Source organism: Chloracidobacterium sp., from assembly GCA_016720705.1.
Lineage (GTDB): Bacteria > Acidobacteriota > Blastocatellia > Pyrinomonadales > Pyrinomonadaceae > OLB17.
In genome coordinates this window covers 712,419-727,222 of the sequence record JADKKB010000007.1, presented here as the reverse complement: position 1 = coordinate 727,222, position 14,804 = coordinate 712,419, and the positions used below count along the sequence as shown (strand labels likewise).

The window sequence follows — 14,804 nt, the reverse complement described above, 5'->3', positions numbered from 1 at the left end:
AACAAGGCCAAAATGCCTAACGACTGCCCGCCGATTTTAGCCGAATGCGAGAGATATCGCACGTTTGTATCGCGAGATCAAGTTCGGCTCCACAGCCCGAGTACCGAGGTTAACGGCCATACTCGTCGCCGTATTCATCCGCGTATTTCTCGTAGCGTTTGATCAGAGCAATATTGGTTTTTTCGATATCGGTCAGGTAGTTTTTGATATCTACGGTATTGGGGATATACCAGTCTTCGTTCTCAAATTGCTGACGAAGTTCTTTTTTCTTAAAGCAGTATCCGTGACGGGCAAAGATCTCGTTGCGCATAAATTCGAGTTCGCCCTTTGGCAAATTCTCGACATCAGCAGGCTTGAGCAAACGCTTGGACGCCTGCGGCCAATTGCCAACGCCGGCACGGTATTCAAACTTTCTGCGTTCGAGCTTATAGGATTTTTCAGGACGTTTGGTGTCATTGGCCTTCCACGTGCCGACAAGTTCATTTATATTCGACTTGGCGATATTAAATTTGAAGGCTCCGTCGTCCTTATGGTCGCCCGGTTCTTTGCCGGAGACGACATACGAGCCATTCTCCAATGCGAACGTCCCGTCGAACGGGCGATCATTGCCGCCGACGATGCTGCGTCCGGAGATCGTATTGCCGCTGATGCTCGTGATCAGCAGCGTAATTTTGTTATCGCCAAATGTGCCGACGTATGATCCAAGTATTTCTTGAGCTACTGCGTCGCCGGCCGCTGCCGTCGGGGCATTTGCCGCAGTCGCCATTGAGTTGTTAGCTGCGGTATCATCAAACTTATCAGTAGTCTTTTCTGCAGTTTTCTGAACACTACAGCCGAAAAGGAACGTCGTCGCGATCAAGAGTAATACTAGGTTTTTCATATGCTTAATCAACGATTATTACCTAAGATCCAAAGTGCATTCAACCGCACGAACGTCATTTCTGCGATATCGTTTTTAGCACTGGCATTTTTCACGTATCAGATGGCTCGGATCACCGCGGCATATATTCCATATAATACCGATGTCGGCTTCCTGCGAATAAAGCAGCAATATATCGAGATCGACCATTGGCGGATCGCATTTTTTGTTCACGTTTACACAAGCATTTGGGTTCTCTTTGCCGGATTTACGCAATTCTCCCAGTCTATGCGTTCGCGGTTTCCTAAACTGCATCGTGTATTCGGATACGTTTATGTAGCCGATATCTTACTCATAACCGGTCCCGCCGGGTTGATAATGGGATTCTATGCAAATGGCGGACCGACCTCTAAGGTCGCGTTCATCCTGCTGGCGTTGCTATGGATATACTTTACTGGGATGGCGGTGATCAAGGCCCGAAAGGGCGACTACGACGCTCATCGCGACTATATGATCCGAAGTTATGCACTGACGCTGTCGGCATTGACGCTACGGGCGTGGAAATGGAGCGTAAATAACTCATTTGAATTGCCGCCGATGGACGTCTATCGCACCGTCGCGTGGCTTGGATGGGTGCCCAACCTTATGCTTGCAGAGTTCCTGATCTGGCGGTACAAAGTAAATGCGGCAAAGCGAGTGTCGGCCGCGCGTGCCGCCGCGGCAGATCTGCAAAGCAAACGAACCGAAAATCAGCCTGGTTCAATTCGCCCGAGTTAGCCCCGGCAGGGTTGGTGTTTGAGCAGAAACGGGATAATAATTGTCGAGTTAGCCCTTCACCAAATAGAGTTTGGGAAAGAGTGGTGAAACGCTAGTCAATGACGGACGCATTGTATCTTGTTTCCGAAGGAACCTTTCGTGTGATCATCGGGTTGAATTCGTTACGATTCGCGGTTTTTGTTCGCGAAGGGAACGTTATGTTAGCGTTGGTTTGGATTGATTACGATTCGCGGGCCCTGTTCCCGATGGGAACTGTTTATACTGAGAATAATGAGTATGCCGACGGCAGATGTACGGAGCCAAGGATTCGTCCTCAAATCCGAGAAGAATTCCGGTTTGACTAGGAAGGGTTCTAAAACGACGGACTTGTTTGGCTTTCAGATAATTTGTTGCTATGCGTTACGATTTTGAATGGGATCCAAAGAAAGCAAGGGGCAATATTCGCAAGCACAAAGTTAACTTTGAGCGGGCGACGAGCGTTTTTCGGGACCCAAATTTGCTCTCGATCCCGGACGTCGAAGGTAGTCGATTAGAGGAACGTTGGATTACAATTGGTTTGGATGAAAACGGAGTCTTACTCGTCCTATCACATAAATTTATGAGCCTCGACGACGAGAGTTCGCGGATCAGAATTATTTCCGCGAGAAAAGCTTCTAAAGCAGAAACAAAACAATATGAAAAAGGAATATGATTTTTCAAATGGTGTAAGAGGTAAATTTCATAACCCTGATGGCGAGTTTAATTTACCTATCTATCTTGAGCCTGAGATCGCGGCGTTCGTTGATAAATTGTCGGCGGAAAAGAACATCGACAGAAGCAAGGTGGTTAATCGCCTTCTGAAAAAGGATATGGAAATCATCAAGCTGTAACCGAGCTAAAAGAGACGATGGCCGCTGAGGTTGCCGCGACGACGAGATCGCCGCCCAATGGGCGTTTCACGACTGCGTCCTCGGATCCAAACTACAGGTCAAAGCGCAGTTCGGCGACAGCTCCAACGAGATCCAAGTCCTCGGCCTCAAGAAAAAGAGCGAATACAAGAGCCCGACGAAGAAGACGCCAACGCCGTAGCTTTGTTTAGCCTCGTTCAAGGGGCTTGCCCTTTGGGCGAATAGCCACGCACTTTAGGGCGTGGTGGTCGGTTGATCGAGATAGGAAGGGCGTTTTAACGCCCTTACCAACAATTGGCTTAAGCCACCGGAATAGAAGGACGTTAAAACGCCCTTTGCTATCACTAGGCATCCTAACCACGCCGTAAACAGCGTGGCTATCTGCCGCGAAACGCGGAAAGACGGCTCAAGCCGCCTATCCTTAACGGGCGGCATAGCCGCTTGGGTCATTTATTAAACGTGACGGAAAAGCACAGGTTCTCGCGCGCAGGTAGGATAATGAAACTGACTATGGAACTAAGACGAATTGGAGTCATCAACATTGTACTGATCGGTCTAGTAGTTTTAGTGCCGGTATGTACTATTTATGTTGTCGCCTACCAGTTTATCTCAGGAAAAAGTGACCCAACTATTTTCATCGTCCTAGCGGCGATTCCGGGAGCACTTGTGGCGGGTTGGAAATCGTTAAAAGAGTTAGGAGTGCTGCGTCCACGAATGCTCGAACTAACCGTGATTAGTGACAAGGTAAAGACCATCTCGTGGACACGGGGTGTTTTTGGGACGAACATAACTCAGCGAGTTGTAGATATTGTGATTCCTATTCGAATTAACAACAGGGACGTCGAGAAAGCTGTTGATATCCTAGATATCGAAGTGCGGTCCACGAACCTTGAAGTAATGAATGCCCCAGAGATGCAAGAAGTATCGCTTGGCTCTGAAAAGAAATGGGTTTATCCAATGGGAAGCGGAACTGCATATTCAGAACTGTTCAACGATGGAGTGCCGAAAACCTTAGAAGCGGCGAAAATTAAAGACTACATTGTTGGTATTCGAGAAGTAGGAGAGCCTAGAAATCGTAGCTCTGTAAATATTTCATTTCGAGATAATTTTGGGAGAGAATATTCCGCGGATGTCCTAATTCCCCTGCCAGAGGAGATGTTTAATTATGAAAAGACCAGCTAAGCTAGTTTTGTGTTTATTTTGTTTGCTCTCCACATATGCTGGAGCTCAAGAGGTAACTCAAACGGCTGTTACAGAGACCGGGAAAAAAGTTATCTTAAAGCCTGACGGAACCTGGGTCTATAAGATAGATGCATCAGCGACACCGACATCTTCTTCAAATGTGGATTTGAGTTCCCTTACAGACTACGACCGTTTCAAGAACATGTCGGTAGTGTCTGTACCACTCGATGTTCTTAAAGAATCATCAAGCCCGCTAGATTTAATCCTTGTCAAGGCAGTCGCCGAGTACCGAGGTGCGGTTCCTAACAATATAAGCGAGGTTTACCTTCAGCTTGACTACATGAATTATAAGTCATATACGCGCATTGCGGACTCTGATAGTGCGTTTTTGATTATAGATGGTCAGAGCTTTGAGATTCCTTACCAATACCCGTCAGGGAAAAGCTGGTTAGTTCTCAAACTTCCTTTAGAACTAGGATTACGAAAAGCCCTTTATTCTGCCAGCGCTGCTGAACTGAAAATTAGTCGAAGGGTCATTACACTTTCGGAAACTCAACTAAAAGATTTTAGAAGAATTATGGATGCGATTGTCCCCCTCACGGCTGAGGTAAGGCCAAACCAAACCTCGACAAAAGTCAGAGAGCTTTCGAATTTACTTGAATTCACTTCTGATATCCCAAGATTCATTGATGTGCCGGTGCGAGCAAGCGGATTAATAAAGATTTCTACCTACTATAACTACGGTTATGGTAAAGCCCAAGCCACCCATCATGCGTTCGAAATAGTTGATGCGTCACGAGGACTGGTTTATGTCTACATGGAACGCGGAACCAAATCTGAACAACTTCGAACGCAATTATTAAAAGCCGGGATTAATGGCGCCCGAGGAACATTCACTTTTGTTGTTCGTGGCGAAAAGTATAACGAGCGAGACGGTGGAATGGCAGAACTTATTGATTATGGACCGCCGAAATAAATCGACGTAACCGTAAAGTAAAGGCATTAAGACGATGAAAACACTAATTAAGAACGGACGCGTTGTTACTGCGGTTGACGACTACAGGGTGGACATTTTGATCGAGGACGGGGCGGTTTTGTTGATCGGGAAAGAGATCGATGTCGAGCCGGATAAGATTGCTGATGCGACATGGTCATTTTGAGTTAAAATAGAACCATGAGAACGCCGGAAGAAAAATTGCTGAACCCGCGTCCCGGAAGCAAGATCGCTGAGGCGAGGGATTATGGGATCGATCTGACGCTGTTGGTTTCGAATTTGCGGCTGTCCGCTGAGGAACGAATGCGTAAGAATGACGACATTATTAGTGGTCTGGATATTCTTGCTGAGGCAATGCGAAAAGCAAGACAGGCAAAGAAAAATCAATGAGTCTGTTGGTCGAAGCCATTATTACACTTGCGAAGAATAAGGTTGATTTTGTTGTGATCGGCGGCATGGCGATTCGTAGTCACGGCTCGTCGTATGTAACGCAGGACTTGGACGTTTGTTATTCTCGCGAAAAAACAAATTTGGTAAAGCTGGCAAAGGCTCTGGCTCCCCTTGACCCAAGGCCTCGAAATTTTCTCGACGAACTTCCGTTTGTTTGGGACGAATCGACGCTACGAAACGCAACAAATTTCACACTCAGAACGTCCTTTGGTGATATCGATCTTTTGGGCAAGGTTAAAGGTGTCGGAACATATCTCGATGCGGTTAACGACTGCGTTGTGATCGAGGTCGGCGGATACAAGGTGAATATCCTCTCGATAGATGGCCTGATCCGCGCGAAAACCGAAGCAGGCCGGGAAAAGGACGTGCCCGGACTCAAAGAACTATACGCGCTGAAACAAGCATTTTCGGACGAAGACTGATCAGCCGTTAGAATTAAAGGGACGTTACAGTTGCGACGTGCTCGCAACACTGGCACGTATTATGTGCCAGAATTGCCCTTAGAGATCATTAGGCGACCGCACCACGCCGTAAACAGCGTGGCTATCTGCCGCGTGGGCGCGTTTGACGGCTCAAGCCGCCGCTCTTGACGGGCGGCATAGCCGCTTGGGTCATTTATTAAACGTACCGGAAAAGCACAGCGTTCCCGCACATCGATGGGCAAAGCCCAAAGAAATCGGGACATCAAACTACTATATGAAAAAACTTCGTGTTACCTATTGCGCCGTGGTCCTCATCTTTACAGCCTTCGTTGGAATTTCAACGTTTGCGCAGCAGGAGCCTCAGACAGAAAAACAAGCTCTTGTGATGAAGTTTCGGAAACTTACTGGTGCTGACAATGTGATGCTAGAAATCAATGTTTCCTTTGAGGACATTAAGAATGACCTTATCGGAAGCGTTGACAGCGATAAAGAACTGACGGATTCACAAAAACAGGAACTTCGGAAGTCTGCGGTTGACGCTTACAATCGCCTTGACCAGCAACTAAAGGACTTCCTCAACGACCAACCGAAGATAACACCGATTTCAGAGGCGGCAGTCTTTCAGGTCTATGACCAAGCGTTCACTGAAGCCGAACTAAAGGAACTAATTGCTTTCTACAGTAACGCGACAGGACAGAAGGCTCTTAAATTCCTACCCACTCTCTCTGCCCAAGTTCAGCAATCATTTCAATCAATGCTTTTGCCTAAGGTTCAGGATTTTATAACACCGAAGATCAAGGCTGAAGGCGAGCAGTTGAAACAGAAAATTCAAGACGCTAAAACGAAGAAGCCTTAATGAAAAGCGAAGCGTCTTGATCGTTGCGAGCGGACATATACCGCACGATGAGAGAGATTGACGATGTTATTCGTTGTTGACGGGATATGGTTATGAAGACACTAATTAAGAACGGACGCGTTGTTGTTGCGGTTTCGGATTAAAGTTTTACCGCTACGCCGCCGCTCCTGACGGGCGTCATAGCCGCTTGGGTCATTTATTAGACGTGACGGAAAAGCACAGCTTTCCCGCACATCGATGGGCAAAGCCCAACGAGAAATAGGGGCGACAACACGCCGTTTGGCAAAGAGCCACAATGAACAATCTAATCAGAACAAGCTTTAATGTGATAGCAGTAGCTGTGTTGATTTTGTTTTGTTGGATTGGGATGGCGTTTGGTGGAATACGTTCGGCGGGAGAATATTCCGGAGTAGTTGTATTTGACCGGTGGGACACTTGTTATCTCTATAGCTCAACGTACTTGATGTATATTTCCGAGAAGAAGAAAGAGCTTCTAAGGCCATATGTTGGAAGATCGATACGCATCGACGCTACTGAGGTATTCCAGCCTATGAACCCCGGAGACGGATTAATTACTGAATTCAACTTTTTAGGTGATGCGACGGTATCGGAAAGACTTCCTGCAGTTGATGGCCTTAAACTTACTCTGACCGAGGAAAGACTTGCTGGCAATTCGCTCAGGTTTAACGTTGAGATCGACAATCAAAATCGCTTTAAGGTAGCCATATTGAAATCCGAGATTGCTCCAACGGTATTTGGAAAGAAAATTGACGACGATCCTTTTTCGCCAGCCGACGGCGATTCGGAGGCGAAGATCACTCGGTGTAATTTTGGCTCTCATTGCGGTTTTCCCAGACTAACATACGGACCTGCGGGTCAATTGACCTCAGACAGCTACTCTGTGGATGTCGAACAAGGCATTCAGCAAGATCCTTACATGATATATCTTGCCGGAGGACAGAAACTTCGCTATAACTTCTATGTTCGTGTTTCAAAGGGCGACTACGACCTTATTATAGGATACGGCGGCGGCGTTCATGAGGGTAGAAGCCTAGCTAGCAACATAGTCTCATTTGCCACCGATGTAAGGGGAAACGCGAGACCTGAAATCCTTGGGGAGACATTCACTAAGAAATCAAGCTTGATGAGTTTATTGTTTGGAAACTATTCGGCTTCTAGTTCAATCATTTTCTTAAATAACCTATGAAAACACTAATCAAGAACGGACGCGTTGTTACGGCGGTTGATGACTACAGGACCGACATTTTGATCGAGGACGGGACGGTTTCATTGAGCGGGAAAGGTAGTATCTTAGGGGTGTAGTAAAGGATTATCAGTCGTAAAACCTTCGGCGATTGCAGCGTCGAGAAGTTTGATGTCGGAGGCTAGAAAGATCGGAGCGGCTAGGTTGGCACTTTGGATTGTTGTTCTCGAAATGATTGCAGAGGCAAGCTGTATCGCATCACCCGCGCGAAGCGGGTAAGTTTCGAGCAGGCGTTGCGTGTTATCTATCACCTCAGCGGTGACATCTACAAAACGATATTCGTTATTTGAAATTACGAGAAAATCCTCGGCGATCTGCGGATAATCAGTTGCGTCGAGAGCGGCTTCGCGGACACGGCGATTTAAGGCACTCAGACCTTCAACGATAGTTAGCGTTGATGTGATGATCGAGTTGTTGGCCGCCGGGTCGAGCAACTCAAGGAGCCAGTCGGTGCCGATCTCGTGTATGTGGCGTTTTACGAGAACGCTGCTGTCCGAGTAATAGATTTGACTCATCTGGCGTCGCGATCTTCCCGGATATAATCGCCGAGCGGGGTTTTTGAGGAAAATATCCTGGCAAGTTCGGCCCGTCGTTCATCGCTTATAGGCGACCTTCTTATCTTTCGCGGCGTTGACAAACCGGCAACTTCGAGCGCACGTCCAACTTTATCGTCAAGCGAATCGCCATGCGTATGAATGGTTATTTCAACCTCCGAGTGTTCCGGCAGGTCGAGAGACACAGCTGGACGCAACACACCATTTTCATAAATTGCAGTGGTTATTTGATCCATAACAGCCTTATAATAACCTAAAACCAGTTCGAAAAGAAACGAAATAAAAAGATGAAAACACTAATTAAGAACGGACGCGTTGTTACGGCGGTTGATGACTACAGGGCGGATATTTTGATCGAGGATGGGACGGTTTCGTTGATCGGGAAAGAGATCAATGTCGAGGCGGATGTGGTAATTGATGCGAGCGGGAAGCTGGTGATACCGGGCGGGATCGATCCGCATACGCATATGGAGCTGCCGTTTGGTGGGACGTTCGCGTCGGACGATTTCTTTACGGGCACGCGGGCGGCGGCGTTTGGCGGGACGACGACGATCATTGATTTTGCGGTGCAGACGAAGGGCGAATCGATGACTTCGGGCGTGGACGCATGGCACAAAAAGGCCGAGGGCAAGACCTGCATCGACTACGGGTTTCATCTCATCACCACCGAATTTGAGGACGGCGATGAGAAGGAGATGTATAAGCTGATGGACGAGGGCATTACTTCGTTCAAGCTGTTTATGGCGTATCCGGGCGTGTTCTTGGCAGACGACGCGACCATCTTTCGTGCGATGTCTGCCGCCGGAAAACGCGGCGGCCTGATCTGTATGCACGCCGAGAACGGCATCGTCATAAACGAGATCATCAAACGCTTTCTCGCCAACGGACGAACGGCTCCGAAGTATCACGCACTCACGCGTCCAACGATCGCTGAGGCCGAAGGTGTTCACCGAGCTATCGCCATCGCAGAGATGGCAGAGTCGCCGGTTTACATTGTTCACCTTTCGTGTACCGATGCTCTCAATCAGGTTCGCCAAGCGAGAGATCGCGGCATCTCCGCATTTGCGGAGACTTGTCCGCAGTATCTTTTTCACTCGATAGAAGATTACGGCGACGGTTGGGATGGGACGAAATACGTGATGACGCCGCCGCTTCGCGAGAAGCACAACTGCGCCGAGCTTTGGAAAGGCCTCAAGATGGACGACCTTCAAGTGATCTCGACCGACCATTGTCCGTTTTGTATGAAAGAGCAGAAGGAACTCGGCATCAATGATTTCTCAAAGATCCCGAACGGTGCTCCGGGCGTCGAAAATCGACTCGCACTTATCTATAACGGCGGCGTGGTCGAAAATCGCATATCGCTCAATCGTTTTGTCGAACTCACCTCGACAGCCGCAGCCAAGATGTTTGGGATGTTCCCGAAAAAGGGCACCATCGCCGTCGGTTCGGATGCCGATATCGTAATATTCGACCCCAACGGCGAGACCAAATTCGGTGTCGAACACGAACATATGAACGTCGATTATTCGAGTTACGAAGGCTGGACCATCAAGGGCAAGGTCGAAACCGTCCTGTCACGCGGCCGCGTCATCATCGAAAACGGTAAGCACACCGGCAAGCAAGGCGACGGTGAATTCCTGAAACGCGGCGAGTGCGTAAAGGCGTAATATTTCAACTCGACAATATAGGGTGTCGTTGGGGCTAAGACGCGCGGAGGCCCGCTGATCGATCACAATTATGAAAAAACAAATCTTCTCGTATTTCCTAGGCCTGGCAATTTTGGTCCTTGTTTTGGCAAACAGCGCTCACTCTCAAGTGCTGACAAGTGCGGAGATCGATCTGCTGGTAGAGCGGTCGATGAAGGCATTCGACGTGCCCGGCATCTCGGTCGGTGTGATCAAGGATGGCAAGGTCATATATGCGAAAGGCCACGGCGTTCGTTCGCTGAATGCCAGTGCGAAGATGGACGAGAATACGCTGGTCGGCATCGCGTCCAATTCAAAAGCGTTTACGACCGTGTCACTCGGTATTCTTGTCGACGAGGGAAAGATCAAGTGGGACGACCGCGTTCAGGATTATATTCCTGAATTCAAGCTATACAACCCATACGTCACGGAGGATTTTCGCATCCGCGATCTGCTGACACATCGCAGCGGACTTGGGCTAGGTGCGGGCGACCTGATGTTTTTCCCGGATGGCAGTGATTTTACGATCGAGGATGTTATCCATAATCTACGGTATTTGAAACAAGTTTCGAGTTTCCGTACCAAATATGATTATGACAACAATCTCTATATCGTTGCGGGCGAGGTGATCAGACGGGTTTCGGGCAAAAGCTGGCCCGAATTTGTCGAGGAGCGGATAATGAAACCGCTCGGGATGACGAGTTCTGCCGGGCTATTTGAGAGGCTGCAAGATCGCAGTAACGTGATCGAGGGACACGCAAGCGTGGAGGGAAAAGTTCAGGTCATCAAGCGAAGTAACGTGCGCGTGCCGGCGGCGGCGGGCGGCATCAATTCGAACATCACAGACCTTGCGAAATGGGTCGGGATGCTCTTGAACGGCGCAAAATACAACGGCGACAAGCGGCTTATTTCCGAAAGAACTTTGAAAGAGATCTGGTCGCCGCAGACGATCATCCCGGTCAACGCGCCCGGACCATATAACACACATTTTTCAGCGTACGCTCTCGGGTTTGGCGTCAGCGATGTTAACGGTTACAAACAGGTGTCGCATACCGGCGGCCTCGAGGGAATGGTCACCCAGATCACGATGATCCCGGAACTTAACCTTGGAATTATCGTCCTAACAAACCAGCAAGAAGGCGGTGCATTCTCATCGATCACCAATCAGATAAAAGACGGTTATTTTGGGGTCAAAGGCCGAGATTGGGTCACGGACATTTCCGCTAGCCGTCAAAAATCGATCGCGACGGCAAAGGGCATCACCGATAAGGTCGCTCTCGATATTGAAAATGCCCAAAGGTCCGGCGGTGCTGTAATTGAAGCGGAGTTGATCTCGGGCACATATACAGACGCGTGGCTCGGTGATGCCGCGATCGAAATGAAGGGCGGAAAGCTGCGATTCAGCTCAAAGCGTTCGCCGCGGCTTACCGGTGACCTGATCCCATACAAAGCCAATACATATGTTGTGAAATGGGACGACCTCAGTATGGACGCCGACGCATTTGTGAGTTTTAGCCTCGACGAAAACGGAGCGGCCGCAGGCTTTACAATGCGTGCGATCTCACCACTCACCGATTTCAGCTATGACTTTCACGATCTCGATTTTCGCCGTAAGAAGTAGACAGTCCGAGAACGATGATCGACGCCGATAAATATCTCTCACAAAGCGTCGAACGTGTCGAGGCTTTTGCTAATGATTCGTTCGTCGAGCGACCAGGCGTGAAAACGACGGGATACAATTGCAGCACGACCGGACCTCTGCGACTAGTGATGTTTTTCGTAAGCGATAAAGAGATTCCGTTTCTAAATATGACGGATATGCCAGTGCCCAAAAAACAAAAGTGAGATTTGCATTGCCAAAAATGCAGAGACAGTAAAGAAGTATTTGGTACTCCGGAAGATTCTTTTTTATCTTGCGGAACAATGTTGAAAATTCACGGGACATACCGGATCGGCAAGTCGATGATCGGAGCTATTTATGAAACATGCTTTTTTATGGATAACGTGTTTTCTGACCCTTTCAGGCGGCGCTTTGGCTCAGGCATCAGAAACCTTCGATATCGCGACGTTTAAGTCGCCGAAAGGTTGGCAAAAGCAGGCAGCCCAAAGTTCGATTCAATTTTCGACCGAAGATAAAACAACTGGAAATGTTTGCTTGATCACTCTCATCAAATCGCTTCCCAGCACAAACAATTCGAAAGCAAACTTCGACGCCGCATGGCGTACGCTCATTAAGGAAGCGGTAGATGTTTCGGCCGCCCCGCAGATGTCCGATTCGTATAATAAGGGCGGTTGGGAATTTCTCGTTGGTTCCGCTTCATATCAAAAAGATTTCGAGGAGGGCTATGTATTGCTATTCACGGCGAGCGGTTATGGAAAAATGGTAAACGCATTTGTGCTAACTAACACCGAGGCATACCAGTCAGAAATTGCGGCATTTTTGAAATCGATCAGTTTGGGAAAGTTGGAGACCGCGGGAACACGGCAAACAAACAAAGGAGTTGGAAGCGCGGCGATCGTTGGTTCATGGGGAAAATCGAATGCAGTGAGTCAACTGAATAACCGATTTGGCACCTATAGTTACAACAAGCAGCAATACACGTTTAATGCTGACGGGACTTACTATTTCAACGGTAAAAATTACAGCGAGGCGAGTGACGAAACTCTTTTGATAAAGGAAAGCGGCACCTATACGGTCAGCGGAAGCAGCCTGATAATAACGCCGCAAACGAGTGTGATCGAGGCATGGACTAAGAGAAATGGGGCGGATAATTGGAATACGCTAAAAGTAAGCCAGAAAAGAACGCTGGAGAAAGCAACATATCAATTTGCGATTCAAGAAAGGAGTCTCATATTGCAAACCGCAAGAGAAACCGTAAGAGATGGACGCTTTAGCAGCGGCAGCACGTATTCCTATGGACCGCCGGGAACGTTCACGCCTATTGTGCTGCCCTGATCCAATCTCACGACCGATGCGGAGTAATTGGTTGCAATACTGCTCCGAGCAATTTCTCTAATGCGGTGAATGTGTAAAGGTGAAAAAAAATGAGGCGGCCACTTTCGCGACCGCCCAATACCCACAATATTAGATATAGGCTTACGGAGCTGTAAGGTCGTCATCGCTTGCAACAAAACGGTTGTATGTGACCGGCGTCGTGCTGAGAGTCCCGAGAATGCCTGCGGTAGGATTCGTCGAATCTTCGCTTGCAAGATATCGACGTGATCTAGCCTGTATACGGGTCAGGGTGTTGGGATTATTGACCTTGAACAAGTAAGTGTAACGGTAGTTGTACTGAAGGCTGACGTCTGGCAGCGGGACGTTTTGGTTTGCAGAGGGATCTGTTGGATAGTAAGTGCTGGCGAGAAGCGTTACCACTAGCTGGCCGTTATTCTTGCATTTCCAGCTTCCGACAAATGTTGAACCGGTACCAGAATTAATTTGAAAATCAGGCAATCCCGTCCAATATTGGATGGCGGATCCATCAGAACTCAATGTCAGGTTGTAAATATACTGATGAAGTAACGTGCCATCACCGATCGGATCCGTTGCCGCATCGACACGCGTGTAAGTGCCGAAGAAATTGTCGTTATTACAATTGCCGGCCATAGCTGACCCGACACCCAAAAGCACAACAGCCATAATGACCAAGATCGAATTTCTAAACATACCTAAACTCCTTGTTTTTTTGAGGTGAAATCGAACTGAAGTACGTAACGGGTTAACTTGGGATGTCTGAATTAGATACCCGAACATTTCCATTGCGGTCTCCAGAACTGTGACGAATGCCCGAAAACCATCTGCAAAAAAGACCAGCGAGCGGGCAATTAACTTATGAGAAGCGAAGCCATAATAGCACATATTCAGTGCACCCGTATAAGAAAATTAAATGTCAGATTTGAGTATTCGTTCCCTAATTTCGGAGGACGTCGAGGTAATGTTGAGAATCGAGTTTTATAAAAAAGATTTCAATTTCATTAAGAAATCTATCGGAACGGACGGAATTGGACGACTTTCTACACTAACGGAAACTAGGAGAGACGAACGTGATTTTTTCAGATATAAAGCTTTCCCAAAAACTTGAGCGCACCGAAGCCCGGGTCAACGCCGACTTTGTCGAAACTCGAGCAAGGCTCGAGTCCGAAATCGGAGCGGAATGGATCGAGGTCGCCGGAACATACGCGATGTTCGACGGGGTCGAATCACCGCTGACACAGACCTTCGGACTAGGGCTATTTGAAGATGCAACCGACGAGCATCTCGACGAGATCGAAGCGTTTTTCAACGAACGAAAAGCCCCTGTTTTTCACGAAGTCAGCCCGATGACGGATCCGTCGCTGATGGAGTTATTGTCGACGCGGGGCTATCGGCCGATCGAATTGACGAGCGTGATGTTTCGCGAGCTTGACCGATTGATCGAAAAGCGGCGGCGGAATGAAAGTCTGACGACTCGGGTTATCTCGTCCGATGAAATCGATCTTTGGGCTCGAACGTCTGCTGACGGCTGGGCGACGGAACACGAAGGCCTCGCGGATTTTATGTTTAGTTTCGGCCGGATCGGAGCGCAATGCAAAGGAGCCTTTCCATACCTCGCCGAACTCGACGGCAATCCGATCTCCACAGGATCATTGTTCATTTACGATGACGTCTGCGCACTCGCCGGGGCCAGCACGATCCCGGCGGGCCGCAATCAAGGTGCCCAAACCGCGTTGCTCGAAGACCGCCTGGAATTTGCCGCCGAAAAGGGCTGCAAGCTAGCCATTATGGGAGCATCGCCCGGCAGTCAGTCCCAGAAAAACGCTCAGAAAAACGGCTTTAAGATCGCTTATACACGCACAAAATGGCAGCTTCGCGTTTGATCGCAAGACTGCCATTA

The 14,804-nt window shown here is 48.4% G+C and carries 20 protein-coding genes; 15 read left to right on the top strand and 5 right to left on the bottom strand.

Going from position 1 to position 14,804, the window contains the following annotated elements:
* Window positions 1–109: 109 nt before the first annotated feature.
* The gene (locus IPQ00_10455) at window positions 110–880 is read right to left on the bottom strand and encodes a YARHG domain-containing protein (GenBank protein MBL0240977.1); all 771 of its coding nucleotides are present in this window, start codon (window positions 878–880) and stop codon (window positions 110–112) included.
* Here IPQ00_10455 and IPQ00_10450 point away from each other — a divergent pair, their 5' ends adjacent.
* The 8 genes from IPQ00_10450 to IPQ00_10415 all read left to right on the top strand — a co-directional run bounded on the left by IPQ00_10450 (window position 881) and on the right by IPQ00_10415 (window position 5,571).
* On the top strand, window positions 881–1,636 hold the full coding sequence (locus tag IPQ00_10450; protein ID MBL0240976.1) for a DUF2306 domain-containing protein: 756 nt from the start codon (window positions 881–883) through the stop codon (window positions 1,634–1,636).
* Between the two features lie 394 nt (window positions 1,637–2,030).
* Complete coding sequence (locus tag IPQ00_10445; GenBank protein ID MBL0240975.1) at window positions 2,031–2,327, top strand: BrnT family toxin; 297 nt, start codon at window positions 2,031–2,033, stop codon at window positions 2,325–2,327.
* Window positions 2,311–2,505, top strand: coding sequence for a hypothetical protein (locus IPQ00_10440; protein ID MBL0240974.1), 195 nt, complete (start codon window positions 2,311–2,313; stop codon window positions 2,503–2,505). The genes IPQ00_10445 and IPQ00_10440 overlap by 17 nt, the downstream gene beginning before the upstream one ends.
* Before the next feature lie 528 nt (window positions 2,506–3,033).
* Entirely contained in the window at window positions 3,034–3,705 is a 672-nt protein-coding gene (locus IPQ00_10435) for a hypothetical protein (GenBank protein MBL0240973.1), read from the top strand.
* Window positions 3,689–4,681 (top strand): hypothetical protein, encoded by a 993-nt coding sequence (locus IPQ00_10430; protein MBL0240972.1) that lies wholly within the window; start codon window positions 3,689–3,691, stop codon window positions 4,679–4,681. Before IPQ00_10435 ends, IPQ00_10430 begins: the two co-directional genes overlap by 17 nt.
* A gap of 34 nt (window positions 4,682–4,715) precedes the next feature.
* Complete coding sequence (locus tag IPQ00_10425) at window positions 4,716–4,865, top strand: hypothetical protein (protein MBL0240971.1); 150 nt, start codon at window positions 4,716–4,718, stop codon at window positions 4,863–4,865.
* Between the two features lie 14 nt (window positions 4,866–4,879).
* Window positions 4,880–5,089, top strand: a complete 210-nt coding sequence (locus tag IPQ00_10420; protein MBL0240970.1) for a hypothetical protein — start codon at window positions 4,880–4,882, stop codon at window positions 5,087–5,089.
* Window positions 5,086–5,571: a nucleotidyltransferase gene (locus IPQ00_10415; protein MBL0240969.1), complete on the top strand. Its 486-nt coding sequence runs from the start codon at window positions 5,086–5,088 to the stop codon at window positions 5,569–5,571. Before IPQ00_10420 ends, IPQ00_10415 begins: the two co-directional genes overlap by 4 nt.
* A gap of 59 nt (window positions 5,572–5,630) precedes the next feature.
* Here IPQ00_10415 and IPQ00_10410 read toward each other — a convergent pair whose 3' ends face one another.
* The gene (locus IPQ00_10410; protein MBL0240968.1) at window positions 5,631–5,834 is read right to left on the bottom strand and encodes a hypothetical protein; all 204 of its coding nucleotides are present in this window, start codon (window positions 5,832–5,834) and stop codon (window positions 5,631–5,633) included.
* 11 nt (window positions 5,835–5,845) lie between these two features.
* Between IPQ00_10410 and IPQ00_10405 the strand changes: the two genes are divergently transcribed.
* Complete coding sequence (locus IPQ00_10405) at window positions 5,846–6,427, top strand: DUF2059 domain-containing protein (protein ID MBL0240967.1); 582 nt, start codon at window positions 5,846–5,848, stop codon at window positions 6,425–6,427.
* Window positions 6,428–6,722: 295 nt separating this feature from the next.
* Window positions 6,723–7,634, top strand: coding sequence for a hypothetical protein (locus IPQ00_10400; protein MBL0240966.1), 912 nt, complete (start codon window positions 6,723–6,725; stop codon window positions 7,632–7,634).
* A 104-nt stretch (window positions 7,635–7,738) separates the two neighbouring features.
* On the opposite strand, the gene IPQ00_10395 is transcribed toward IPQ00_10400, so the two are convergent.
* Window positions 7,739–8,206: a type II toxin-antitoxin system VapC family toxin gene (locus tag IPQ00_10395; protein MBL0240965.1), complete on the bottom strand. Its 468-nt coding sequence runs from the start codon at window positions 8,204–8,206 to the stop codon at window positions 7,739–7,741.
* Window positions 8,203–8,481 (bottom strand): antitoxin family protein, encoded by a 279-nt coding sequence (locus IPQ00_10390; GenBank protein ID MBL0240964.1) that lies wholly within the window; start codon window positions 8,479–8,481, stop codon window positions 8,203–8,205. The genes IPQ00_10395 and IPQ00_10390 overlap by 4 nt, the downstream gene beginning before the upstream one ends.
* Before the next feature lie 51 nt (window positions 8,482–8,532).
* Here IPQ00_10390 and hydA point away from each other — a divergent pair, with 51 nt between their 5' ends.
* The 4 genes from hydA to IPQ00_10370 all read left to right on the top strand — a co-directional run bounded on the left by hydA (window position 8,533) and on the right by IPQ00_10370 (window position 12,886).
* On the top strand, window positions 8,533–9,912 hold the full coding sequence (hydA, locus tag IPQ00_10385) for a dihydropyrimidinase (protein MBL0240963.1): 1,380 nt from the start codon (window positions 8,533–8,535) through the stop codon (window positions 9,910–9,912).
* Window positions 9,913–9,982: 70 nt separating this feature from the next.
* Entirely contained in the window at window positions 9,983–11,551 is a 1,569-nt protein-coding gene (locus IPQ00_10380) for a serine hydrolase (protein MBL0240962.1), read from the top strand.
* Between the two features lie 14 nt (window positions 11,552–11,565).
* Complete coding sequence (locus tag IPQ00_10375; GenBank protein ID MBL0240961.1) at window positions 11,566–11,775, top strand: hypothetical protein; 210 nt, start codon at window positions 11,566–11,568, stop codon at window positions 11,773–11,775.
* Between the two features lie 133 nt (window positions 11,776–11,908).
* The gene (locus IPQ00_10370; protein MBL0240960.1) at window positions 11,909–12,886 is read left to right on the top strand and encodes a hypothetical protein; all 978 of its coding nucleotides are present in this window, start codon (window positions 11,909–11,911) and stop codon (window positions 12,884–12,886) included.
* A gap of 141 nt (window positions 12,887–13,027) precedes the next feature.
* On the opposite strand, the gene IPQ00_10365 is transcribed toward IPQ00_10370, so the two are convergent.
* Window positions 13,028–13,597 (bottom strand): hypothetical protein, encoded by a 570-nt coding sequence (locus tag IPQ00_10365; protein ID MBL0240959.1) that lies wholly within the window; start codon window positions 13,595–13,597, stop codon window positions 13,028–13,030.
* A 377-nt stretch (window positions 13,598–13,974) separates the two neighbouring features.
* Here IPQ00_10365 and IPQ00_10360 point away from each other — a divergent pair, with 377 nt between their 5' ends.
* A complete protein-coding gene (locus IPQ00_10360) occupies window positions 13,975–14,787 on the top strand; it encodes a GNAT family N-acetyltransferase (protein MBL0240958.1) in 813 nt (270 codons plus the stop codon).
* The last annotated feature ends 17 nt before the right edge of the window (window positions 14,788–14,804 follow it).